Here is a 23,745-nt window from a genome sequence, read left to right on the forward strand (position 1 = left end):
TTCGTTACCCGTAACATTGTTGAACACCGCTAGCGCGTTCGAATTCAAAGGAACCATTGTGCCGACTCCATCGCACACCGCCAGCCCGATTACTGAAAGCCTGCCGCCGCAACGCGTGCTCGCAGTCGAGAACCTGTCGGTCGCGTTTCGCAGCGGCGAGACCACCTTCAACGCGGTGCGCAATCTGTCGCTGACGGTCGAGCGCGGCGAGACGCTCGCGATAGTGGGCGAATCGGGTTCTGGTAAATCGGTGACATCGCTCGCGTTGATGCGGCTGATCGAGCACGGCGGTGGGCGCCTTGCCGGCGGCAGCATCGCATTCCGGCGCCGCGACGGCAGCGTGCTCGACCTCGCGAAAGCGTCGTCCGGCACCATGCGTTCGATTCGCGGCGCCGACATCGCGATGATCTTTCAGGAGCCGATGACCTCGCTCAATCCGGTCTTCACGGTCGGCGACCAGATCAGCGAGGCGATCTCGCTGCATCAGGGCAAGAGCCGCTCGGCGGCATTCGCGGAAACGCTGCGTCTGCTCGAACTCGTGCGCATTCCCGAGGCGCGGCGCGTGGCGGCGCGGTTTCCGCATCAACTGTCGGGCGGCATGCGCCAGCGCGTGATGATCGCGATGGCGCTGTCGTGCAAGCCCGCCTTGCTGATCGCCGACGAACCGACCACCGCGCTCGACGTGACCATTCAGGCGCAGATCCTGCAACTGATTCGCGGCTTGCAGGACGAGATGAACATGGGCGTGATCTTCATCACGCACGACATGGGCGTGGTCGCGGAAGTAGCCGACCGCGTGCTGGTGATGTATCGCGGCGAAAAGGTGGAAGAGGGTGCGTCGGATGCGCTCTTCGCGGCGCCGTCGCATCCTTATACGAAGGCGCTGCTCGCCGCAGTGCCGCGTTTGGGCGCAATGCAAGGCACCGATCAACCCGCGAAATTTCCGATCCTCACGGTCGAGCAGGCGGGCGCGAGCGGCGCGGATGAACCCGTGCGTCCCGCAGCCGCCGTCGCGAAGGAAGCCCAACCGCATGTCGACGAAAACACGCCGCCCATTCTGCGCGTGCACGATCTGGTCACACGCTTTCCAGTTAGGACCGGGCTTTTTGGCCGCCTGACGGGCCGCGTGCATGCAGTCGAGAAAGTCAGTTTCGATCTGCGGCCAGGCGAAACGCTCGCGCTCGTCGGCGAGTCGGGCTGCGGCAAGTCGACCACGGGCCGCTCGCTGCTGCGGCTTGTGGAAAGCCAGAGCGGGTCGATCGAGTTCGACGGCAAGGAAATCAGTTCGCTGACAGGACCTGCTTTGCAGGCACTGCGCCGCGACATCCAGTTTATTTTTCAGGACCCGTTTGCGTCGCTCAATCCGCGCCTGACGGTCGGCTTCTCGATCATGGAGCCGCTCCTCGTGCATGGTGTCGCGCAAGGCGCAGAGGCGCAGGCGCGCGTCGCGTGGCTGCTCGAAAAAGTGGGCTTGCCGCCCGAAGCCGCGCGCCGATATCCGCATGAATTCTCCGGCGGCCAGCGGCAACGCATTGCAATTGCGCGCGCGCTCGCATTGAATCCGAAAGTCGTGATTGCAGACGAATCCGTTTCCGCTCTCGACGTCTCCGTGCAGGCGCAGATCGTCAACCTGATGCTCGATCTGCAGCGCGAACTCGGCGTCGCCTATCTGTTCATCTCGCACGACATGGCGGTGGTGGAGCGCGTCAGTCATCGCGTCGCAGTCATGTACTTGGGCCAGATCGTCGAGATCGGTCCGCGCCGCGCGGTGTTCGAAGCGCCGCAGCACCCGTACACGAGAAAGCTGATGGGCGCGGTGCCCGTTGCCGATCCCGCGCGGCGTCACGCGAAACGGATGCTAGTCGCCGATGAAATCCCGAGCCCGATCCGTTCCTTGAACGATGAGCCGGCCGTCGCGCCGCTCGTCGCCGTGGGGCCGGGTCACTTCGTCGCGCAACATCGCGTCGGCGGCGCGTATTGAACGGCGACGAGCGCAGCCATAGGCACAAAACCAGACCCAAAGACCCGATGCAACAACGCAAAGCAAATCGTCTCGCAGCAACTTAAACCATTTCATTTCGCAGCCTGGAGCCAACTCATGAACCTGCTGGTCCCGTCTTCCACGTTTCGTTTGCGCGCGCTGATCAGCGGCGGCGCGGTAATGTTCGCGATGCTCGCGGGCAACGCGGCGCACGCCGAATCCACCGCGGTGATGGCCGTCGCCTCCACCTTCACCACGCTCGATCCGTACGATGCCAACGACACGCTGTCGCAAGCCGTAGCGAAGTCGTTCTACCAAGGGCTTTTCGGCTTCGACAAGGACATGAAGCTCGTCAACGTGCTCGCCGATAGCTACGAAGCGAGCCCGGACGCGCGCGTCTACACCTTCAAGCTGCGTCACGGCGTGAAGTTCCAGGACGGTACCGACTTCAATGCCGCCGCAGTCAAGGCGAACTTCGACCGCGTGACCGATCCGGCGAACAAGCTGAAGCGCTACAACATGTTCAACCGCATCGAGAAGACCGAAGTGGTCGATCCGTACACGGTGAAGATCACGCTGAAGGCGCCGTTCTCGGCATTCGTCAACGTGCTTGCGCACCCGTCGGCGGTGATGATTTCGCCGGACGCGCTGAAGAAGTACGGCAAGGACATCGCGTTCCATCCGGTCGGCACCGGGCCGTTCGAACTCGTGAAGTGGGACCCGGCAGGCGACCTGACGGTGAAGAAGTTCGGCGGCTACTGGAAGAAGGGCTATCCGAAGGTCGATGCGATCGACTGGAAGCCGGTGGTCGACAACAACACGCGCGCCGCGCTGATGCGCACGGGCGAAGCGGACTTCGCGTTTCAGGTGCCGTTCGAGCAGGCTGCGCAATTGCAGTCGAGCCCGAAGGTCGATCTGATCGCATCGCCGTCGATCATTCAGCGCTACATCAGCCTGAACGTGAATCAGAAGCCGTTCGACAATCCGAAGGTGCGTGAGGCGCTGAACTACGCGGTCAACAAGGAGGCGCTCACGAAAGTCGTGTTCGCCGGATATGCAACGCCGGCTGACGGCGTGGTGCCGCAAGGCGTCGACTATGCGGTAAAGCTCGGCCCCTGGCCGTACGATCCGGCGAAGGCTCGCGCGTTGCTGAAGGAAGCGGGTTATCCGAACGGTTTCGAAACCACGCTGTGGTCCGCGTATAACTACTCGACTGCGCAGAAGGTCATTCAGTTCGTGCAGCAGCAACTGGCGCAAGTCGGCATCAAGGCGCAGGTCGAGGCGCTCGAGGCCGGCCAGCGCGTCGCCAAGGTGGAAAGTGCGCAAGACGCGGCTACCGCGCCGGTGCGCATGTACTACGCGGGCTGGTCGTCGTCGACGGGCGAAGCCGACTGGGCGATCACGCCGCTGCTCGCGTCGGTCTCGTTCCCTCCGAAGATGGTCAACACCGCTTACTACAAGAACGATACCGTCGACGGCGACCTGAAGCAGGCGCTCGAAACCACAGATCGCACGCAGAAGGCCGCGCTCTACTCGGACGCGCAAAAGCGCATCTGGGCCGACGCGCCGTGGATTTTCCTCGTCAAGGAAAAGGTCGTGTATGCGCGCAGCAAGCGTCTGTCGGGTGCTTATGTCGCGCCGGACGGCTCGTTCAATTTCGACGAGATCGCGGTCAAGTGACGAGTTGACCGTGCGACGCTGCATGTTGAATCAGAACATGCAGCGTCGCACGCTCGCATCGCTGCCGTACATGACACCCCGTTGCCCGCTTCATTGCCTGATTGAGCTTCAATGCTGACCTTCCTCGTCAAACGTCTCTTCGGCCTGCTGCCGACGCTCTTTATCGTCGCGGTGCTGGTCTTTCTGTTCGTGCATCTGTTGCCGGGTGATCCGGCACGGCTCGCCGCCGGTCCCGATGCCGACGAAGCGACCGTCGCACTGGTGCGCGCGGACCTCGGACTCGACAGGCCGATGCCGCAGCAGTTCGCGCACTTCTTCGTGAAGATCGCGCACGGCGATTTCGGCACCTCCACGCGTAGCAAGCGCCCCGTTAGCCAGGAGATCGGCGAGCGCTTCATGCCGACGCTGCTGCTCACGCTCGCGAGCATGGTGTGGGCGGTTGTGCTGGGCATGGGCATCGGCATCGTGTCGGCGGTCTGGCGTAACCGCTGGCCCGACCGGCTCGGCATGACGCTCGCGGTGTCGGGTATTTCGTTTCCCGCTTTTGCGCTCGGCATGTTGCTCATGGAGATTTTCTCGGTGAAGCTCGGCTGGCTGCCGATTGTCGGCGACGGCTCGTGGCAGAGCTACATACTTCCTTCGCTCACGCTCGGCGCGGCCGTCGCTGCGGTGATGGCGCGCTTCACGCGCGCATCGTTCGTCGAGGTGATGAATGAGGACTTCGTGCGCACCGCGCGCGCGAAAGGCGTGCCCGAGCGGCTCGTGATCGTCAAACATTGTCTGCGTAACGCAATGATCCCCGTCGTCACGATGATGGGTCTGCAATTCGGCTTTCTGCTCGGCGGCTCGATCGTGGTCGAGGTCGTCTTCAACTGGCCAGGCCTCGGGCGCTTGCTGGTGGATGCGGTGTCCATGCGCGACTATCCGGTGATTCAGGCCGAGGTGCTGTTGTTCTCGCTCGAATTCATCATCATCAATCTGGTCGTCGACGTGCTGTACGCCGTGATCAATCCGACTATCCGTTTCAAGTGAGGCCTGCATGAGCACGACAGCCACCGGGCCGGATGCGGCCAAACCCTCCGGCGCAGAGCGCGCGATCCGCACACCATGGAGCGAATTCTGGCGCAAGTTTCGCAAGCAGCACGTGGCGCTCGCCGCCGGCATTTTCGTGCTGCTGCTGGTCGTGGTCGCGATTGCCGCTCCGCATATCGTGCCCTACGACCCTGAGAATTTCTTCGACTACGACGCGTTGAATGCAGGGCCATCAGCCGCGCACTGGTTCGGCGTCGATTCATTGGGCCGCGATATTTTCAGCCGCATTCTCGCGGGCTCGCGCATTTCACTCGAAGCCGGTTTTTTGTCCGTTGCGATCGGCGCGGTGATCGGCACTTTCTTCGGGCTGCTCGCAGGCTACTACGAAGGGTGGTGGGATCGCATCACCATGCGCGTGGCCGACGTGCTGTTCGCTTTTCCCGGCATTCTGCTTGCAATCGGCGTGGTCGCGATTCTCGGCAACGGCATGATCAATGTGATCTGCGCAGTGGCGATCTTCAGCATTCCGGCCTTCGCGCGGCTCGTGCGCGGCAATACGCTGATGCTCAAGCAGCTCACGTATATCGAAGCGGCGCGCAGTATTGGCGCGTCAGACTGGACCATCATCGTGCGTCATATCTTGCCGGGCACGATCTCGTCGGTGGTCGTGTACTTCACGATGCGTATCGGCACGTCGATCATCACCGCCGCTAGTCTGTCGTTTCTCGGACTCGGCGCTCAACCGCCAACGCCCGAGTGGGGCGCAATGCTCAACGAAGCTCGCGCGGATATGGTCACTGCTCCGCATATCGCGCTGTTTCCGAGTCTCGCGATCTTCCTGACCGTGCTCGCATTCAACCTGCTCGGCGACGGTTTGCGCGATGCGCTCGACCCGAAGCTCGATCGCCCATGAGTTCGACACAGTTGCCGGAGTTGCACAACTTGCCGGATGTGCCGCATATCGGCGACTTGCGTTGCGGCCCGCTCGGCACGATTGCCGACGTGCATGGCGTGAGCGTCGGACACTGCACGCTCGATGAAGGCGCCCTGCAAACCGGCGTGACCGTGATTCGTCCGCATGCGGGCGATCCGTTTCTCGACAAGGTGCCGGCGGCGGCGTCGGTGATCAATGGGTTTGGCAAGAGTGTGGGGCTCGTGCAGGTGGACGAACTGGGCACCCTCGAAACGCCGATTGCGTTGACCAATACCTTCAGCGTGCCTGCAGTGGCGCAGGCGCAGATCCGCGCGGCCATTAGCGCCAATCCGCGCATTGGCCGCGAGTGGTCGACCGTCAATCCGCTGGTATTCGAATGCAACGACGGATATCTAAACGATATCCAGGCGTTAGGCATCAACGAGCAGCATTTCAAAGAGGCATACGACGCGGCGAGTACGAGCGTCGCGAGCGGGTCGGTCGGAGCGGGGCGCGGCATGTCGTGCTTCGATCTGAAGGGCGGCATTGGCAACGCTTCGCGTGTGGTGCGGATCGGTCAACGTGAATACACGGTGGGCGCGCTGGTGCTCGCCAACTTCGGCCGTTTGCCGATGCTGATCGTCGACGGAACTCCGCTCGGGCGCATTCTTGCCGAGCGTGCGGCAACAGCGAAGGCGGAATCGGCGGGCACACCTGCGGGCATCGCGAAGCCGGAGCAAGGCTCGATCATCATGATCGTCGCAACCGATGCGCCGCTCGACGCGCGTCAACTCAAGCGCCTTTCTTTGCGCGCGGCCGCGGGCCTTGCACGCACGGGTTCTGTCTATGGTCACGGTAGCGGCGATATTGCGCTCGCCTTTTCAACGGCCTACACGATGCCGCATATGGCCGAATTCATCGCGATGGCGCCTCTGCTTGCCGATCAACACATGGACCCGCTTTTTCGCGCCTGCGCCGACAGCGTCGAACAGGCGATCCTTGATGCGTTGTGGAGCGCGGAGTCCGTGACCGGCCGCGATGGGCATAGGCGTCTATCACTGCGCGAGAGCGTTCCCGACCTCGCGCATTTACTGAAGAAAAAGTCCTGATGAAAGTCCTTATTTCCGCCGACATCGAAGGGATTGCCGGCGTGTTTCATCCCGAACAAACGCGCTCGGGCAACGGCGAATACGAAGCCGCGCGCCGCTGGATGACGCTCGAAGCGAACGCAGCCATTCAAGGCGCGTTCTCCGGCGGTGCGACTCAGGTGTGGGTCAACGATTCGCACGGCGGCTTTCGCAATCTGCTGCCCGACCTGCTCGACCCGCGAGCTCAGATCGTGCTCGGCAAACCGCGCACGCTCGGCATGATGGCCGGTCTGGAATACGGCGCCGCGCTCGTCTTCATGATTGGGTATCACGCAATGTCGCAAACGCGCGGCATCCTCGCGCATACCATCAACAGTTTCGCGTTTGCACGCGTGTCGCTGAACGGCGAGGAAGTGGGCGAGGCGGGGCTCTACGGCGCGCTGGCGGAAGAATATGGTGCACAGGTAGCGCTTTTATCCGGCGACGACGTTTTCGCCGAGGAAACCGCACCGCGCTTTCCGGGCGCGCGCTTTGTCGTGACGAAGAGCGCGACCGGACACGCGAGCGGCGTCACGCAGTCGCCGGCAAGCGCTCGCGCGGCCATCGAAAGCGCTGCGCGCGAGGTGGTGCGGCAGCATCTCGCCAACGGTCAGCCGTCGCAAGCCACCCGCGGCGCGGCAAAACCTGTCGAGTGCGAATTGCGCGTGCAGACGAGCGCACTCGCCGATCTGTTTTGCCAATGGCCGACAATGACGCGTGTCGATGCCGTCACGTTGCGCTTTGGCGCGGCATCGGCTGAACATGCGGTGCGCATGCTCAACTGTTTGTCCGCGATGTCGTTCATGCTGCGGTAGGTTTTGCGTTCGCGCTTGCGTCCGCATTTGCGTTCACGCTTGCAGGACGCGCCGCGAGTAGTTCAACGGCTTTGCTACTGCTGCCTGCTCAACTCGCGGGCGGCGCGGTCTATAACGTCGGCAATCGCGCCCGCATGCGACACCGGCGCGAGGTGGCTCGACGCCATCGGCACGATCTTCGCGCCCATCCGCTCGGCCATGAATCTCTCGACATCCGGCGACACGGCGCGGTCCTTCGTCGTCACCACATACCACGACGGCTTCTCTTTCCACGCGACCTGGCTCACCGTTTCGCCGAAAGCCTTGGCGGCGATCGGTACTTGCGCGGCGGACAGCACGCGCGTCAGATTTTCGGGGACGTCGGCGGCGAAGTCGGCGTGGTATCTGGCGCGGTCCAACCACAGAAAACCGCTCGCATCCTTGACGATGCTCTGGCCTGCGGGCGCGGGAGCGCCGCGTTTCAACAGGTCCATCGTCGACTCGTGCAGATCGGGCGCGATTGCCGCGATATACACGAGCCCCGCGACGTTCGGCGCATTCGCGCCCGCTTCGGTGATCACGACGCCGCCCCAGGAGTGGCCGACGAGCATCGTCGGGCCTTCCTGGCGAGCAAGCACGCGACGTGTCGCGGCGACGTCGTCGGCGAGCGAGGTCAGCGGGTTTTGCACCGAGCTCACGCGATAGCCCTTCTGCTGCAGTTTGGCGACGACGCCGTTCCAGCTCGAACCGTCGACGAACGCGCCGTGAACCAGCACCACGTTGCGCACAGGCCCTGTCATAGGCGCGATGGCGGGCCTGGCGGCGGAGGGTGCCGCAGGCGCCCCGGAGACTGCCGAGGGCACTGCGGCGGGGCTGGCTTCGGCGGCCGGCGAAGCAACCGGTTGGGCAGGTTGGGCAGGTTCGGCAGCGGGTTCGGGCGTGCGCACCGCGGCCGGTGCCGAAGGTGGTGTGGCTGCAGGCGCTGTGTTCTGTGCGACGTTCTGCGCGAACACGCCGAGGCTTTCAAAACCGAGACAAAGGACGGCGGCGCAAAACAGGTGTTTGGGCGACATGTTGCATCTCCTGAGGCATCAAACCCGACTAGGGCAACATACAGAAGCGGCGCGGCAGTGACAATCGCTATCTCCCGTGTGGTGTGGCGCGGAACCAGACGCGGGTTGCTACCAGTATTTGGGTAATATCGGCCGGGGTAAAATTTCCGGTTCTGCCGGGGTGGACCACAAGTCCGATCGGGCGATCGAAAATCCATACACTGGGGCGCAATTTGGACAATGCACTACAGCAAGACGGCCTGAAGCGCGGGCTGAAGAACCGCCATATCCAGCTCATCGCATTGGGCGGCGCGATCGGCACTGGCCTCTTTCTCGGCTCGGCGAGCGTATTGCAGGCCGCGGGTCCGTCGATGATTCTCGGCTATGCAATTGGCGGCGTCATCGCGTTCATGATCATGCGGCAGTTGGGCGAAATGGTCGCGCAGGAACCGGTGGCCGGCTCGTTTAGCCACTTCGCGTACAAGTATTGGGGCGACTTTCCCGGCTTTCTGTCTGGCTGGAACTACTGGGTGCTATACGTGCTCGTCAGCATGGCCGAATTGACGGCGGTCGGCACATACGTTCATTACTGGTGGCCCGGTGTGCCGACGTGGGTGTCAGCGCTGGTTTGCTTCGCGGGCATCAACGCGATCAACCTCGCGAACGTCAAAGCGTACGGCGAGACGGAATTCTGGTTTGCGATCATCAAGGTGGTGGCGGTGATCGGCATGATTCTGTTCGGCGGCTATCTGCTCGTGAGCGGGCATGGCGGGCCGCAGGCGTCGATCAGCAATCTCTGGAGCCATGGGGGATTTTTCCCGCATGGGTTCCATGGACTCTTCACGATGCTCGCGGTCATCATGTTTTCGTTCGGCGGGCTGGAACTGATCGGCATCACGGCGGCGGAAGCCGACGAGCCGCAAAAGAGCATTCCGAAGGCCGTGAATCAGGTCATCTACCGCATTTTGATTTTTTATATCTGCTCACTCGCGGTGCTGCTGTCGCTGTATCCGTGGAACGAAGTCGCGGCCGGCGGCAGCCCGTTCGTGATGATCTTCTCGCAGATCGGTTCGACGCTGACCGCCAACGTGCTGAATGTGGTGGTTCTGACCGCGGCGCTGTCTGTGTACAACAGCGGCGTCTATGCGAATAGCCGCATGCTGTACGGTCTCGCGGAACAGGGCAATGCGCCGCGCGCGCTGATGAAAGTCGACCGGCGCGGTGTGCCGTATATGGCGATTGGTTTATCGGCGCTGGCCACGTTCACCTGCGTGATCGTCAACTATCTGATTCCCGCCGAGGCGCTCGGCTTGCTGATGGCGCTCGTCGTCGCTGCACTCGTGCTGAACTGGGCGTTGATCAGCCTGACGCATCTGAAGTCGCGCCGGGCGATGGTCGCAGCGGGCGAGACACTCGTCTTCAAGTCGTTCTGGTTTCCCGTCAGCAATTGGATCTGCCTCGCGTTCATGGCGCTGATCCTCGTGATTCTCGCGATGACCCCTGGCCTGTCGGTCTCCGTGTTGCTCGTGCCGGTCTGGCTCGTGGTGATGTGGGCGGGCTATGTGTTCAAGCGCCGTCGGGCAGCGCTGCATGGCGCCGCGCGCGTGGTGGGGCGATAGCAGGTCAAGGGCGCACGGCGAAAGCCGTCGCCGGAAAGCAAAAACCCGCGAAGCGTTCGGCTTGCGCGGGTTTGCGATACATCTTGCGGCTGATTTGCGGCTAACATTTGCGACTAACTACAGGCCGACTACAGGCCAACTACAGAAAATGTTTGGTGCCCAGGGCCGGAATCGAACCGGCACGCCTTGCGGCGGGGGATTTTGAGTCCCCTGCGTCTACCAATTTCACCACCTGGGCAGATCTTGCAGCGCTCGCGCGAGAAGCTGGCGCGCGGCGAAGACGCAGATTATGGCCGAAAATTCGGCGACGGGCAAGCCGGTTGCAGCCGCCGTCCGCCATGCCGTCAAACAGTGCGCGAGAACCGTTCGAGCGTCTGTTGGCCGAGATAGCGGTCGAACACCATTGCGATGTTGCGCACGAGCATGCGCCCGGCCGTCTGCACTTCCAGCTTGCGGTCGGTCAGCGACACGAGGCCGTCCCGCTCGAAGCCGCGCAAGCGTTCGAGTTCGGGCTCGAACGTATCGGTGAAGCGGATGCCGTACATCGCTTCGAATTCGTCGAAACGCAATTCCAGATTGCACATCAACTGGGTGATGATGTCGCGGCGCAGACGGTCGTCGGCGGTGAGGCGTACGCCGCGTGTGATCGCAAGTTTGCCGGCGTCGATCGCTGCGCCATATGCGGGCAGATCTTTCGCGTTCTGCGCGTAGACGTCGCCGACCTTGCCGATCGACGACGCGCCGAAGCCGATCAGGTCGCATTCCGCACGCGTGCTGTAGCCCTGGAAGTTGCGGTGCAAGGTTCGCTGTGCCTGCGCGCGCGCCAGTTCGTCGGTGGGCAGCGCGAAGTGATCCATGCCGATGTAGACATAGCCCGCCGCGGTCAGACGGTCGACCACCCGTTGCAAAATAGCGAGCCGCATTGCAGGCGAGGGCAGCGTGGCCGCGTCCATCTGACGTTGCATTTTGAAGAGCTGCGGCATGTGCGCATAGGCGAACACGGAGAGACGATCAGGCGCGAGTTCGATCATCGTATCCAGCGTGCGGGTGAAGCTTTCCACCGTTTGATGCGGCAGCCCGTAGATCAGATCGACGCCGATCGAATGAAAGCCCGTATGCCGCGCGGCCTGCATGACAGAGGCGGTCATATCTAGCGGCTGAATGCGGTTGATGGCCCGCTGCACGAGCGGATCGAAATCCTGCACGCCGAGACTCAGGCGATTGAAGCCGAGCTTGCGCAGATGCGCGATGGTGTCGGGCGATGCCTCGCGCGGATCGACCTCGATTGAATATTCGGCTTCGTCGTCGGGCAGCAACGTGAAGTGCTCACGGGTCGCGCTCATCAACTCGGCCAGTTCTTCGTTCGACATGAAAGTGGGCGTGCCGCCGCCCAGATGCAATTGCGATACGGGCCGGCGCGTATCGAAACACGCTGCCTGCAAGGCCATTTCGCGCTTCAGCTGTTCGAGGTAGGGACGGGCATGCGCGCGGTTTTTCGTCGCGATCTTGTTGCAGCCGCAGTAGAAGCAAACCGTGTCGCAGAAGGGAATATGGAAGTACAGCGAGAGGTCTGTGGCCGATGCGCCAGTGTCAGCTGCCGCGCGAAAATAGTCGGCAATCGGGAAGTCGTCGCGGAACTGAAGGGCAGTGGGATAGGACGTATAGCGTGGGCCGTTCGCGCTGTACTTGGCGAGCAGGTCCGGGCGAAACAGCGGATTGGCGGTGGTCATGACGGGCTCTTGTTGATTGGCCACCGGCAAAGAGGCGGGAGCCCTGCTGCTTCCGCATTGATGAACGGAGCGCGGGCGCCTCACGAGCGTGGCCTTGAAGTTCAGTCGAGTTTACGTGAGCGGTCTCGCGCCGGATTGTGTAAAAAGGTCGCACGCGACACGGTGGCACAATGCGGGTCTGGTGGCGATGCGCCGCTCTTCGGTTTAAGGACAATCTGTAGTGAGTGATGTGCGCGATCGCGTTACGAAACGCGACTCTCCGTTTGATGTGGCAGATCATGCGTGCCGCCCCGATTGCGGCGCGTGCTGCATCGCGCCGTCGATTTCGAGTCCGATTCCGGGCATGCCGAACGGCAAGCCAGCGGGTGTGCGCTGCGTTCAACTAGGCGAAGATTTGCGATGCGCGATCTTCGGCCGGCCGGAGCGGCCGGCGTGCTGCTCGGGGCTGCAGCCGCAGTTGGAAATGTGTGGGCCGGATAGAGGAAGAGCGCTTGCATGGCTCACGCTGCTCGAAGCGCAGACCCGGCCGGAAGTTGAATGAAGCAAGTGCTTTGACCGAGGGGTAGGCCCTCAATTGTGGTTGATCGGAGATCGTGTATGACTCGACTTGTCGCGCCGACCAGGCGCCGTTTCTTAATCGCAGCGCTGGCAGGCGCCAGCGCGCTTGGCATTGTTTCGCTCGCGGCCTGCGCCACGCCGACCTTCCCGTTCATTCCGTCGCACTACACGTTCTCGCAGCAGCAGGTGCAGGACGCCGTGCAGCGCAAGTTTCCTTATCAGCGCACCGTCTCGCAAGTGTTCGACGTTGCGCTGAGCCATCCGGTGGTCGGCTTGCTGCCCGACGCGAACCGCGTCTCGGTGAAGCTCGATGCGCACCTCGCGAGCCCCTTCATGGCGCAGCCGGTCGACGGCGTCTTCACGTTGACGAGCGAACTCGCATACGACGCCGCGAGCAAATCCGTCGTGCTGAAATCGCCCAACGTCGACAACGTCAGCGTGAGTGGCCAGGCGCAGGCTTATACGCAACAGATCAACGCCGCCGCGGCCGTGCTCGCCACCCAGTTGCTGAGCAATTACCCGATCTACACATTCAAGCCGGAACAACTTCAATTTGCCGGAGTTAATTACGAACCCGGTACAATCACCATCCTTACAAACGGTATACGCGTGCAAATCGTCGAAAAATGACGCTGCGCGCGGCCGGCAGGACCGTGCGTCGTCGTGCCGGTCGTGCCGGTTCCGACAATCGACAATCTATAACGGTGAGGGGCACGGATGGACTGGTTATTGGCTTGCAAGGCGTTGATTCTGGGCATCGTCGAAGGCTTGACGGAGTTTTTGCCGGTGTCGAGCACAGGGCACCTGATCGTCGCGGGGAGTCTCCTCAACTTCACCGACGAACATGCGAAGACCTTCGACGTCGTCATTCAGCTCGGCGCGATTCTCGCGGTGTGCTGGGAGTTTCGCCGCCGCATCGGCAGCGTGGTAACGGGCCTGCCGAGCCGTCCGGAAGCGCGGCGCTTTACGTTGAACGTGATCATCGCGACCATTCCGGCGGTCGTGCTCGGCCTGCTGCTGGAGAAGTCGATCAAGGCCGCGCTGTTTTCGCCGGTGCCCGTGGCGTTCGCGCTGGTGGTGGGCGGCGTCGTCATCTTGTGGGCAGAAGCACGCCAGCGCGCGCAAGCTAGGGAAGGCGGGCAAGCGAAGGTCGCGCGCGTGACCGATGTGGACGACCTGAGCGCAATGGACGCGCTGAAAGTCGGCCTCGCTCAATGTTTCGCGTTGATCCCGGGCACGTCGCGCTCGGGCTCGACAATCATCGGCGGGATGTTGTTCGGACTCGACCGGCGCGTGGCCACGGAGTTTTCGTTTTTCCTCGCAATCCCGATCATGTTCGGCGCGACTGCCTACGAGTTGTACAAGGACTGGCATCTGTTGTCCGTCGACGCGCTCGGCGTTTTCGCGATCGGCTTCGTGGCGGCGTTTGTCAGCGCCTTTCTGTGCGTGCGCTGGCTGCTTCGCTACATCGCCGGACACGATTTCACGGCGTTCGCGTGGTATCGCATCGGCTTTGGATTGCTGATCTTGCTAGTCGGCTATAGCGGCGCGCTGAGCTGGACGGAGTAGATCTCCCGCGCTTTTTGCAGGCCATGAAAAAAGGTCCGTCACTCGAGTTGGCGGACCTTTTTGTTTGTGCGGCCGATGTTTCGGCGGAAAACGTCTCTGCCTTTATGCGACGTCGCGTTTGCAGAACACGAGATCCCACACTCCGTGGCCGAGGCGCAGGCCGCGTCGCTCGAACTTCGTCACCGGACGATATTCAGGGCGCGGCGCATAGCCGTCGACCGTGTTGTGCAACGTCGGCTCGGCGTTCAGCACTTCGAGCATCTGTTCGGCGTAGTTCTGCCAGTCGGTCGCGCAATGCAGATAGGCGCCGGGCTTCAGGCGCGATGCGAGCAGCGCGACGAACTTCGGCTGAATCAGGCGACGCTTGTGATGACGCGCCTTGTGCCAGGGGTCGGGAAAAAAGATGTGCACGCCGTCGAGGCTGTCCGGCGCGATCATCTGTTCGAGCACCTCGACGGCGTCGTGCTGAATGATGCGGATGTTGGTCAGCGCCTGCTCGCCCATCAACTTCAACAATGCGCCGACACCCGGTTCGTGCACTTCGACGCCGAGAAAATCGTCAGCGGGACGGTGCGCGGCGATTTCCGCAGTGGTCGCGCCCATGCCGAAGCCGATCTCCAGCACGCGCGGCGCTTCACGGCCGAATACGCTGTTCCAGTCCGGCTGCTGCGGCGCGAACGGGACGACGAAGCGCGGGCCGAGCTCGTCCATCGCGCGGCGCTGACCGGTCGACACACGGCCGGCGCGCGTGACAAAGCTGCGGATGCGGCGGCGATGCAGGCCTTCGCCGTGCGGCGCTGCGTTGTCGGCGGAGGGAGCGTCGGTTTCGTTGGAGGGCGTGGGAAGGTCGTCGGGCAAGCCGGCGTCGTTGGGATCGTGGATCATGGTCGATGCTGCTACAAGGGTAAAGGCTTCGCTGCTTGCGCGGCGCTTGTTCGCGCTCGCTGACAACGACGCGGCACACCGCGTTCAGCCCGCGCCGGTTGTCATGTCGGCAAGCGGATTGCGAACAGTTGCCGCGCGGGCGAGCCGTCGCTATAAAAAAGCCGCCTTCGTCGAGGCGGCTCGTGCTTGGTTTCCGCCGAAGGCTCGGCAGTAAGGTGGAGCGGGCGTTGCAAGTGCGCGTAAGGTAGCACAACGCAAAAGGGTGCGTCCAGACAGGTGCGCGCTTTGCCGCCTCGGCAGACAGCGCACATTACGTTTTAATAACGGTGCAAGTCTTTGTATGATTTAATCGTTCTGTAAGCCAGTCCTTTCCAACGATTAATCCACGCGAATACCGCTATGAGTAAGCACGCACACAATCACCGCGAATCAAAAGCAGCGAAAACCGGCTGGAACCCAATTGAGCCGAGCAGTGTTCCCGCTACCTCCAGGAATGCGCTTCGGGAAGCGATGTCGGCTGAAGGTGTGCCGCTGACTCAATTCAACGATCTGCTGTGGCTGATGGCGCAGGAGTCAGGCGGCGCGGTGAATCTGCGCAATCCGAAGTCCGGCGCGCGTGGTCTGTTTCAATTGCTGCCGTCGCAATATGAATTGAATCCGGATGGCGTCAAGTCATTTGGCAATGCAGAGGAAGAATGCCGCGGCGGGATTCGATATATTCTCGGCCGCTATCACAATGCGGCGTCCGCGCGTTTGGCGTGGAAAGCCAATCAGTGGATTTGACGTTTGTTAGGAATGTTTTGCTGCGCGTGACGCAAACTCAGCGCGGTGAATGCAGATACTTTCTTGGAACCGGTTGCGAACGGGTCGCAAAACGGGTTGCGAAACTGCCGGAAAGTATCTGGAGCGGGCGATGGGAATCGAACCCACGGCTCTAGCTTGGGAAGCTAGGGTATTACCATTATACGACGCCCGCAGAGCGCGCTATTTTACAGGGTTTTTAGGGGTTTGGGCAGTGGGATGGACTGGGCGCTGGCGTCGAAACTGGCGTGGCTTGACGGCGGAGTGGTGGCATCGATGGCGACGCTCGCCAGCGACCGGCTAGAAGCTGTCGTTGCGGCTGAAAGACGTCACCCGGAAAGACATCATCGAGAAGTTCATCGCCGGGGTGAAGCTGACGAAGGCTGGTGCGAGCACGTACTACCAGATGGTCAAGGACAAGCACGAGCCGATGGGCAAAAAGTGACGTTCGGTTGCGGAAACGGAAGACTCATTTGGGAGCTTTTTTTCGTTCCGGCAGAAGGTGGATCTCAAAACCTCGACAAATATTCACACACAGTGAATATTTGCCTTGCGCCGGTTGATATTTCGTGGTCTACTTATCTCACAGGCTAGGTGTATCACCTAGGTGAGCAGTGGCATTTCCTATCGCGTCGAAGGATTAGTTGTGCGTTAGCCCGTTCGAAAGAACGTGGCAGCTCTAGCGTCCAGGGTTAGAGAGGTATCGGTGCGCGGGTCGGGTACGGCCGCGTCGAGGAAGCCGGATCGCCGTTCCGTTGTGGGACGACCGATGGGACTTCCTCTAGCCGAAGGGACTGGTGTTGGGCTTGCGCATCGGGTTGGCTCCTTTCGATTCATTCGCCGCGAGGAACGTTGGGCTACGCCGTAATGGGACAGCGGCGAGGGCGCCGCGTTCTAGGAGCTGCAAAATGCAGAAAGATGCTTTAGCGGTAGCAATCGCAACGCTGGAAAAGCTTCGCGAAACCTATCACAGCCAACTCGATGCTGGTGTACTGGCGGAACTCGATGATGTACTCGAATTGCTGAAACAGCAGTTCGAACGCCTCGAAGCTATTCGGCGTGGAGAACTCGAAGACCGGGTCTTTCGCATCTTCGCAATGGTCTTGAGGATCGTGACTAACGTCACGGATCTAATGGATCGTTGGCAGTAAGCCAAGTCACGGCAAGCCCCACAGTTGATTGGGTGAGCATTATGAATATGGGTCAGGCTATCAAGATGTGTCGGACTCGTAGGTCGTTGTCACAGGCTGAATTAGCTGGACTTGCGGGTTGTTCGATTTCTTACCTTTCCATGTTGGAAAGCAATCAAAGGGATCCGTCGCTATCCACTTTGAAGAGCATTGCTGGAGCGTTACGCATCCCAACGGAGATTTTGTTCTTTCTGGGATCAGACCGAGAAGAGCTTGCGGGTATGGATAAAGAACTCTCAGGTCAGCTCGCCCGCGCGGCGTTGGAGATACTGAGTGATACACATGAACCGGTTAGAGGTTCCTAGGTACACGGCTACTCCCATAGAAAGTATGGCGGCATTGTCGCGAGCGCTGGGTGTAACAACCGAGCATCTCGTCGCAGTTGCCGCCAAAGCTTCCTCTCTTTATCGAGTCGCGGACAAGATCGAAAAAGCAGACGGTACCTTCCGCGAAACGTTCGATGCTAAGCCAGTGTTGAAGGATATTCATCGGCGGATCAAGCTGGCAATTCTCGATCGGGTAAGGTTTCCCACCTACCTGACTGGCAGTGTGAAAGGGCAGGACTATCGCACGAACGCGCTGCTGCATCGCAATTCAAAGGTCTTAATTAGCGAAGACATACAAGGGTTCTTTCCCGCGACCACACAGCATCTCGTGCAGGAAGTCTGGTCGCAGTTCTTCGGTTTTTCGGCCGACGTGGCGCAGTGCCTATCTGCTCTTTGCACTAAAGATGGCGCGCTCCCACAAGGGGCCATTACGAGTCCGCATGTAGCGAACCTGGTCTTTTGGCGAGTCGAACCAGCGGTGCATGCGGAGATGGCGTCCCGAGGGATTCGATACTCGCGATACGTCGACGATGTTTGTGTTTCTTCCAGCACTGGCATTGCGCATATCGACAAGCAATCAGTGATCGCAGTCGTATACGCAATGCTGGCGCGGCATGGCTATTCGGCAAAACGGTCGAAACACAAAATCCAGACTGCAAGTGGCCGCATCACAGCGACGAAGCTTGGCGTCAACGGCGATCCCAGCCTGTCAGGTCAGCAGCGAGGCCAGATTCGCGCTGCCGTACACAAACTCGAACTGACCTTCGCGGCTGGCGCTTTTTCGGAGGCGCGAGCGCTGTTGCCCTCCATCACAGGTCGAGTCAGTATGCTTGCACGTTTTCACTCTACGGAAGGACAAGCGCTGAAGCAACGCGTCGCTTCCGTACGCGAGCAATTGCTGCTAGTTCCGATGGTAACTAGAGCGGAGGACGCGCCACACAAGACAATTCGCGGCAGCGTTGACGATCTTTCAACTGCTCCGTGGTGATCCGCAACCCTTCCAAGATCACTGGTTCGCCGGCGAGGTGCGGATTCGTCAGCGTCTCGGTCGAGCTTTTCTTTTTGCGCAGGCGCGAGTCAATTTCCACTTTGGAGCGGGTGTCTCCGGTGAAGCGTCTGCATTGTCAGCTTGCCCGTCTCATTTCAACCCACTGCAGGCCTTCGCTCTGACTTCGGGCGCATCCGTTATCCCTTAGAAGCGCTCGCTCCAAGTACAGTCGAAAGCCGCCGCTGAGATCAACGAACATCCCCATCGCTTATTTCGGGAAACCATTGACGCAAGCGAGTGGCTAAGGCCTTTTACATGTTGTTAGTTCGTGCCCTGCATCTCGTCAATTTTCGCCATCAATTTCGGGCTTAATTTATTTAAATCTTCTTTGGTTGACGTAATCGTGCAAAGCTTCTTCTTGCGATACTCAGACATGAAAATATCGACCAATCTCTGAAGTTTAATTGCATCAGTAAGATTTGAGAACTCGGTGAAGAAACGTAGACTTCGTAGCAAGTTGTTGAGGTTTAGAATGAAGTGCGTCGGCTGGTGATAGGATTCATCCAAACCAATCTTGTTTTCATTGACGATTTCGATGTTCTGCAAAATCGTCGGATGATCTCTTGACAACTGCTCAAAGAATAAAGAAAGACCGCTCAAGCTCGACCATTTCTCTCTCCCCGAAGTTTGCCGCTTTAATTTGATGTTGCGTAAGTGGGCGCTGGCGGATTGGTAAGCGATCATACCGGAAGTCACGTTAAGGCAGTACTGAATAGCTAACGGATTGAAGATTGCCCTGTACGCCTCTGGGCTTCTTGGAAAAGCTTCAAAAACTCGGGCGTGTGCTGACCGGTTAAGAGAAAACCAAGTATGCCAGGTAGCACGCTTCGCAAATGGCTGTAGTCGTCCCACGCGAGTGGCGCAAATGGCATGTCGCCCAAGCGGCTGCCCGGGTGCAGTGTCTGAATCCGTTGGTCGTAGAATTCCTCAAAATAGCGTGCGTTTTCGCCGTAGCTTAAACCCAAGGGCTCATCGAACGTTCGGTAAAGCCACCTACCTGCATCACGAGAACTTGGCGAAGGAACTCCGCATTGTTTCAAATGCCGGAGAACCAGTTCGAAGGACGCGTCCAACGCAATGAACGTGTTAATCGTAGCTTCCTCCCGAAACTCGTATTCGAGTGCAAGCATGTCCGCTTTGATAAGAGCATAAACTCCGCGAAGAAGTACCAAATTGTGGAGTGAAATCCTGTTCCAAAAGGGAAATTGAAGTTCCATTTGAAGCCAATCGCGTGGAAAACACTGGAACTTGGTCTCTCCGATCGCGGCCCATGCATCTTGCAGCCCCCGCCAGTCCGCACGTCCTTGCGTTTCAAACAATGATTTCTTGATCTGGACGAGAGTACCAGTCTCCTCCAGTGTAACGTTGCCGTCAATATATGCATGACATCGAGGAAGGATACGAAAGGTACACCGCTGGCCGCCGTCAAAACGCTCGGTCATCATCAGTGATCCAAGCAGGCGGATTTCTTCTGGATTGAGCCACATAACATCACTGTACGGCAAATGATTCGGCCAGTCTGTACAGCGAGCTACCATGAATACCAGATTTTCGTCGGCCCAAAACGCGCTGTGGCGATTACTTATCCTTACTCTCGGATAAATGCCAGAAGGTCGAAATAACGTTATTCGCATCTGATGCCGACCGTCGATCGCAGGGTTCTGCCGACTTGCGAGAGCAACTCGTTTTGTCGTTCGATAGGTTTTTCTCACGTGGAACCCCGAGATAATTTTGCGAGATCGATTCTCAATCGCTCCCTATGATAAGAGCATTCTTTGGACAGGGCCTAAGTCACGAACTGAATGGCCGGTTCGTGAGTGGAAACGACGTCTGGATGCCAGAGCGAGGATTCAGGCGAATGACGCCTCAAGGCCGCACGGAGACGCTAGGATACGAGGCTGATTGTGGGACGGGACTGCCGGAAAGATGCCATCTAGATTATTAGCTTCCGACTTGATGTTCTGGGGTGAAAACTGGCGTCGCCATCAAACCAGCATGACACGTGGTTTTCAATGGTGCCCGCTGAAAACCCGCGTCAAAACCCCGCATGAATAGTGGGTTTGCTCAAGCCGTTGCAGCTTGGGAAGCTAGGGTATTACCATTATACGACGCCCGCAGAGCGCGCTATTTTACTCGCGAAAGGGCAGCGAGCGCAAACTGCGCCGCTGCTTTTGCTTGAGCCGCGTCGTGCGCGGCTACATCGTCCGGCATTCCGGTCGGCTTCAGATCACGAAGTAAGTGAGCTGGACGGCGGCGCGCGTGACCACCATCAGCAGCACCTGCACGATCACGAACAAAAGAATCGGCGAAAGGTCGATGCCCCCCAGGTGCGGCACAACGCGTCGCAGCGGATTCAGAAACGGCGCGGTCAGCTGATACAGGATCGGCATTGCCGGCGAACGCGGGTTGAGCCACGACAGCAGCGCCATCAGGATCGTCATCCAGATAATCAGATTCAGCGCCCACTTGATCACGGTCAGCACCGCGACGATGAGCAGCGTCGGCACCAGCGTGAGCGGGTCGGCGCCGGTGAGGACCACCATCAGCACCACATAGACGATCGCGGCGATCAGCGCCGCGACGAGGCTCGCCCAGTCGACGTTGCGCGTGCTCGGCAGAATGCGGCGCAGCGGCAGAACGATCCAGTTCGTGGCTTGCAGCACGGCGTTCGTGACCGGGTTGAACGGCGGCATGCGAACGACCTGCAACCAGGCGCGCAGCAGCAACGCCGCGCCGAAGAGCGTGAAGAGGGTATTGAGCAGAAAACGGGCGATATCGCCAAACATCTTGTGTCCTTATGCTTCTGATGACAGCCGTGGAACGGCATGGGCGCCGGCGCTTTTTGGTCTCGTGCACCGGCGGTTCAGTTATGTGGCATTGGCCGCCGACGCGGCCGCATGCATTGAAAAGCGGCTGATGCGGGTGGTGCAAGGCTTGCACTTTCAACGCCGGACGAGGAGAGCATCTCGCCTGGCTGCGCCGCCCTGATCCACATCAACTGCGGCCAGTCACACGGAAACCTTGATTTCGCTGATGAGAATGGCGCCGTTGCCGCCGTCGGTGTAATTCGGAATGTCGGCCAGAAGGCGCTCGGACGCCGGCTTGAAAACCTTGTAGAAGTCGTCCGTGCTATCGAAGAGGAAGTGGCCCGCGGCCACATACGGCGGCGGCGTGCCCGGCGGGCCCGCGTTGATGCCCACGTCGACGGACCAGCCCTTCAGCGACGGGCCGAACAGTTCCGCCGCGAGCGGCATGTGGGTGACGCAGTAATAGTCCACGTCGAAGTGGCCGTTTTCCCGGTACGGATAGAGGATGCTGACCTTGATCATTGTGCGTTCTCGTCTGTTGGTCCCGAAGCGGGGCGCCGGCGGATTGCGCGCGGCGCCGGACGTCACATTATCACGGCTTACTTGACGCTTGCACCTGCTGCCGCCTGATTCAGCGATCGGCTCAACGAATCTTCCACCGCGTCGGCGATTGCGGCGATTGCCGCAGGCGGCGCGGCGCGGCGTTGCGCCAGCGCGACTGCGCGCCGTGACAGCAAACCATACAACGCGGCGTGATCGCCGCCCAGGGTTTCCAGCAACGCCAACTGCTTCTGCACGACACCCGTGTCGCCGCGCGAGACCGGCCCGGCGAGCGCGTTGGGCAGGCCCTTGTCGCGAGCGGTCTGAATGGTGCCCGCGAGCATCGGCAAGAGGGCGCGCAGCGCTTCGTCCTCGGCGAAACCGAGCGTGCGCCACAATGCGACGCATTCGGCAAGGCTGCACAGCGCAAAACTCGCCGCATAGTGCGCGGCGCCGTGGTACAGCATGCGGCCGCCCGGCGGGATCGACAACGGATGGCAGCCTAGCGCGACGGCCAATGCCGTCAGCGTGTCTTTCAGGTTGCCGTCGGCCTCGATCGTCACCGAACAGCCGGCGATTCGGTCGAGGTCGGCCAGCTCGCCGCTGAAAAGGTAGAGCGGGTGAAAGCCGCCGATCGCCGCGCCCTGGTCCCGCGCGCTCGCCAGCAACTCGACCGGCGACGCGCCGCTGCAATGCACGAGCGCCTTGCCATGGGCAGCGTCGGCGGCGAAACGGAGTGTGTGCGCTGACGTACCGATGCTGTCGTCAGGAACGGCTAAAAAGACAACATCGGCGCTGTCGACGACTTGCTGCGGATCGTCGAGCGCCATGCATTGGGGAATTTGACTGGCGAGCCGATTAGCGGAAGCCGGCGAGCGGCTCGCCACTGCCGTTACCGGATAGCCTGCGCGGGAGAAACCCAGCGCGAGGCATCGCGCGAGGCGGCCCGCGCCGATAAAGCCAAGGCGCGGCAGAGGGGACTGGGACATGTCGACGTGCTCCAGACGGGGCGTGAAAGGGGAAGCAGCAGTATCGCGCATCGGCCGGCGCACGGCGCGGCTTATGCATCGGTTGTCAGATGAGTTTGCCGGCGATATGACGCCAGCTGTTGGTCATGGCGCCGCGCGCGCCCTACGGGCTTGAAAACTGCTCACAATTTCCCCATGGCCGATCGGCCGTGGCTGTCTTTGGGTACTTGGCTTCGAAATTTCGCAATCGGATTCGGGGAGGCTACGATGAACATTTTTTCTTACCGGAAGCACTTGCGGTTCTTGACCCACGCGCAGCGGCGTCGCTGGTGGGATCAGAAGAAGCGTCTGAGCCCGCGCGTGCGAATCAGCGCCGCCTACGTGCCACCCAACGTCTCACGCGAATTTGCGTATGTGAAGGTCGGCTGACCGACACCCGCTTTGCATTTGAGAAAAACCCGGCCTGCGTGCCGGGTTTTTTATTTGGCTGTTGCTCCACGCCGTCAGCATTGAAGCTAATTTGTAATTAAAGATTACCGACTCCGCGTCCGTTTAACTCGCAGCGGCTTCGCGGCATCAGCGTGTGCACCGCAGACGGCCCCAATCCGTTGATTCCTCAGGCCGTGCGCGCCTCTTAGGCGACGCTGCTTGCTGGGCTCCAGCGGAAATCCTTTTCGCGTATTGCAATTTGCAACAAATGCGAACAGCGTCGCGCGGGCTTTTTAGATAGATTCATTTTGTAGCATGCATGGCATGCGAAGTCGGCGACCTTCAATCGGCCGCGCCTGGAGAACAAAAGTGAAAAAGTTCGTTCCGTTTGTCGTTGCCGCCGCACTCGGCGTGGGGCTTGCCTCCACCGCGCAGGCACACGTCTCTGTCGGTATCGGTATCGGGGTACCGGTTGCGCCGGCTTATCCTGTGTATGCCGCGCCGCCGCCGGTGTACTATGCGCCGCCGCCCGTCGTCTATGCGCCGCCGCCTGTGGTTTATGCGCCGCCGCCCGTCGTCGTAGGTGGGTATTACGGGTACGGTCGCCCCTATTATCGCCACGGCTACTATGGCGGTGGTTATGGCCACGGTTACTATGGTGGTGGCCACGGCTACTATCGGCGCTGATTTCTGTTT

At 60.5% G+C, this 23,745-nt stretch carries 25 protein-coding genes and 2 tRNA genes; 17 read left to right on the top strand and 10 right to left on the bottom strand.

Features of this window, described 5'->3' with window-relative positions; translation table 11 throughout:
* Positions 1-58 precede the first annotated feature (58 nt).
* From JMY24_RS01235 to JMY24_RS01260, 6 genes are all read left to right on the top strand, one after another.
* Positions 59-1,981, top strand: coding sequence for a dipeptide ABC transporter ATP-binding protein (locus JMY24_RS01235; protein WP_128595701.1), 1,923 nt, complete (start codon positions 59-61; stop codon positions 1,979-1,981).
* Between the two features lie 117 nt (positions 1,982-2,098).
* Positions 2,099-3,661 carry a glutathione ABC transporter substrate-binding protein GsiB gene (gsiB, locus tag JMY24_RS01240; protein WP_128588489.1) on the top strand — a complete coding sequence of 521 codons (1,563 nt, stop codon included), beginning with the start codon at positions 2,099-2,101 and terminating at the stop codon, positions 3,659-3,661.
* Positions 3,662-3,772: 111 nt separating this feature from the next.
* On the top strand, positions 3,773-4,693 hold the full coding sequence (gene gsiC / locus JMY24_RS01245; protein WP_128595700.1) for a glutathione ABC transporter permease GsiC: 921 nt from the start codon (positions 3,773-3,775) through the stop codon (positions 4,691-4,693).
* A 7-nt stretch (positions 4,694-4,700) separates the two neighbouring features.
* Positions 4,701-5,606, top strand: coding sequence for a glutathione ABC transporter permease GsiD (gsiD, locus tag JMY24_RS01250; protein ID WP_110404990.1), 906 nt, complete (start codon positions 4,701-4,703; stop codon positions 5,604-5,606).
* On the top strand, positions 5,603-6,715 hold the full coding sequence (locus JMY24_RS01255) for a DmpA family aminopeptidase (protein WP_128595699.1): 1,113 nt from the start codon (positions 5,603-5,605) through the stop codon (positions 6,713-6,715). The genes gsiD and JMY24_RS01255 overlap by 4 nt, the downstream gene beginning before the upstream one ends.
* Entirely contained in the window at positions 6,715-7,548 is an 834-nt protein-coding gene (locus tag JMY24_RS01260; RefSeq protein ID WP_128595698.1) for a M55 family metallopeptidase, read from the top strand. Before JMY24_RS01255 ends, JMY24_RS01260 begins: the two co-directional genes overlap by 1 nt.
* 74 nt (positions 7,549-7,622) lie before the next feature.
* On the opposite strand, the gene JMY24_RS01265 is transcribed toward JMY24_RS01260, so the two are convergent.
* Entirely contained in the window at positions 7,623-8,600 is a 978-nt protein-coding gene (locus JMY24_RS01265) for an alpha/beta fold hydrolase (RefSeq protein WP_201701313.1), read from the bottom strand.
* A gap of 212 nt (positions 8,601-8,812) precedes the next feature.
* On the opposite strand from JMY24_RS01265, the gene JMY24_RS01270 reads away from it, so the two are divergent.
* Positions 8,813-10,198: an amino acid permease gene (locus JMY24_RS01270; RefSeq protein WP_201701314.1), complete on the top strand. Its 1,386-nt coding sequence runs from the start codon at positions 8,813-8,815 to the stop codon at positions 10,196-10,198.
* A 153-nt stretch (positions 10,199-10,351) separates the two neighbouring features.
* Here JMY24_RS01270 and JMY24_RS01275 read toward each other — a convergent pair.
* Positions 10,352-10,436: transfer RNA gene (locus tag JMY24_RS01275), tRNA-Leu, on the bottom strand.
* A gap of 106 nt (positions 10,437-10,542) precedes the next feature.
* Positions 10,543-11,928 (bottom strand): oxygen-independent coproporphyrinogen III oxidase, encoded by a 1,386-nt coding sequence (hemN, locus tag JMY24_RS01280; protein WP_128595697.1) that lies wholly within the window; start codon positions 11,926-11,928, stop codon positions 10,543-10,545.
* A gap of 220 nt (positions 11,929-12,148) precedes the next feature.
* Between hemN and JMY24_RS01285 the strand changes: the two genes are divergently transcribed.
* The 3 genes from JMY24_RS01285 to JMY24_RS01295 all read left to right on the top strand — a co-directional run bounded on the left by JMY24_RS01285 (position 12,149) and on the right by JMY24_RS01295 (position 14,055).
* On the top strand, positions 12,149-12,469 hold the full coding sequence (locus tag JMY24_RS01285; RefSeq protein ID WP_128585898.1) for a YkgJ family cysteine cluster protein: 321 nt from the start codon (positions 12,149-12,151) through the stop codon (positions 12,467-12,469).
* 56 nt (positions 12,470-12,525) lie between these two features.
* Positions 12,526-13,116 (top strand): DUF1439 domain-containing protein, encoded by a 591-nt coding sequence (locus JMY24_RS01290; RefSeq protein ID WP_128595696.1) that lies wholly within the window; start codon positions 12,526-12,528, stop codon positions 13,114-13,116.
* 87 nt (positions 13,117-13,203) lie between these two features.
* Entirely contained in the window at positions 13,204-14,055 is an 852-nt protein-coding gene (locus JMY24_RS01295) for an undecaprenyl-diphosphate phosphatase (RefSeq protein WP_128595695.1), read from the top strand.
* A 102-nt stretch (positions 14,056-14,157) separates the two neighbouring features.
* On the opposite strand, the gene trmB is transcribed toward JMY24_RS01295, so the two are convergent.
* Entirely contained in the window at positions 14,158-14,940 is a 783-nt protein-coding gene (trmB, locus tag JMY24_RS01300; RefSeq protein ID WP_201701315.1) for a tRNA (guanosine(46)-N7)-methyltransferase TrmB, read from the bottom strand.
* A 399-nt stretch (positions 14,941-15,339) separates the two neighbouring features.
* Between trmB and JMY24_RS01305 the strand changes: the two genes are divergently transcribed.
* The gene (locus JMY24_RS01305; protein WP_128585894.1) at positions 15,340-15,723 is read left to right on the top strand and encodes an aggregation-promoting factor C-terminal-like domain-containing protein; all 384 of its coding nucleotides are present in this window, start codon (positions 15,340-15,342) and stop codon (positions 15,721-15,723) included.
* Between the two features lie 119 nt (positions 15,724-15,842).
* Here the strand turns inward: JMY24_RS01305 and JMY24_RS01310 are convergent.
* Positions 15,843-15,916, bottom strand: a tRNA-Gly gene (locus tag JMY24_RS01310).
* Positions 15,917-16,054: 138 nt separating this feature from the next.
* Here JMY24_RS01310 and JMY24_RS39215 point away from each other — a divergent pair.
* The 4 genes from JMY24_RS39215 to JMY24_RS01325 all read left to right on the top strand — a co-directional run bounded on the left by JMY24_RS39215 (position 16,055) and on the right by JMY24_RS01325 (position 18,245).
* On the top strand, positions 16,055-16,186 hold the full coding sequence (locus JMY24_RS39215; protein ID WP_268960750.1) for a hypothetical protein: 132 nt from the start codon (positions 16,055-16,057) through the stop codon (positions 16,184-16,186).
* A gap of 463 nt (positions 16,187-16,649) precedes the next feature.
* The gene (locus JMY24_RS01315; RefSeq protein WP_164853582.1) at positions 16,650-16,892 is read left to right on the top strand and encodes a hypothetical protein; all 243 of its coding nucleotides are present in this window, start codon (positions 16,650-16,652) and stop codon (positions 16,890-16,892) included.
* A gap of 47 nt (positions 16,893-16,939) precedes the next feature.
* Positions 16,940-17,236 (top strand): helix-turn-helix domain-containing protein, encoded by a 297-nt coding sequence (locus JMY24_RS01320; protein ID WP_267929613.1) that lies wholly within the window; start codon positions 16,940-16,942, stop codon positions 17,234-17,236.
* The gene (locus JMY24_RS01325; protein ID WP_128595692.1) at positions 17,214-18,245 is read left to right on the top strand and encodes a reverse transcriptase family protein; all 1,032 of its coding nucleotides are present in this window, start codon (positions 17,214-17,216) and stop codon (positions 18,243-18,245) included. The genes JMY24_RS01320 and JMY24_RS01325 overlap by 23 nt, the downstream gene beginning before the upstream one ends.
* A gap of 321 nt (positions 18,246-18,566) precedes the next feature.
* Here the strand turns inward: JMY24_RS01325 and JMY24_RS01330 are convergent, their stop codons facing one another.
* The 5 genes from JMY24_RS01330 to JMY24_RS01350 all read right to left on the bottom strand — a co-directional run bounded on the left by JMY24_RS01330 (position 18,567) and on the right by JMY24_RS01350 (position 22,641).
* Positions 18,567-18,989, bottom strand: a complete 423-nt coding sequence (locus JMY24_RS01330) for a hypothetical protein (protein WP_128595691.1) — start codon at positions 18,987-18,989, stop codon at positions 18,567-18,569.
* 32 nt (positions 18,990-19,021) lie between these two features.
* Positions 19,022-19,792, bottom strand: coding sequence for a hypothetical protein (locus JMY24_RS01335; protein WP_128595690.1), 771 nt, complete (start codon positions 19,790-19,792; stop codon positions 19,022-19,024).
* 735 nt (positions 19,793-20,527) lie between these two features.
* Entirely contained in the window at positions 20,528-21,091 is a 564-nt protein-coding gene (locus JMY24_RS01340; protein WP_128585893.1) for a YggT family protein, read from the bottom strand.
* A gap of 222 nt (positions 21,092-21,313) precedes the next feature.
* On the bottom strand, positions 21,314-21,634 hold the full coding sequence (locus JMY24_RS01345) for an EthD family reductase (protein ID WP_020069078.1): 321 nt from the start codon (positions 21,632-21,634) through the stop codon (positions 21,314-21,316).
* Between the two features lie 77 nt (positions 21,635-21,711).
* Positions 21,712-22,641: a Rossmann-like and DUF2520 domain-containing protein gene (locus JMY24_RS01350; protein WP_128595689.1), complete on the bottom strand. Its 930-nt coding sequence runs from the start codon at positions 22,639-22,641 to the stop codon at positions 21,712-21,714.
* A gap of 246 nt (positions 22,642-22,887) precedes the next feature.
* Between JMY24_RS01350 and JMY24_RS01355 the strand changes: the two genes are divergently transcribed.
* Both JMY24_RS01355 and JMY24_RS01360 read left to right on the top strand, forming a co-directional pair.
* Positions 22,888-23,049, top strand: a complete 162-nt coding sequence (locus JMY24_RS01355; protein WP_164701921.1) for a hypothetical protein — start codon at positions 22,888-22,890, stop codon at positions 23,047-23,049.
* A 369-nt stretch (positions 23,050-23,418) separates the two neighbouring features.
* Positions 23,419-23,736 (top strand): hypothetical protein, encoded by a 318-nt coding sequence (locus JMY24_RS01360; RefSeq protein WP_128595688.1) that lies wholly within the window; start codon positions 23,419-23,421, stop codon positions 23,734-23,736.
* Positions 23,737-23,745: the final 9 nt, after the last annotated feature.

The organism is Paraburkholderia kirstenboschensis, assembly GCF_904848585.1.
GTDB lineage: Bacteria > Pseudomonadota > Gammaproteobacteria > Burkholderiales > Burkholderiaceae > Paraburkholderia > Paraburkholderia kirstenboschensis.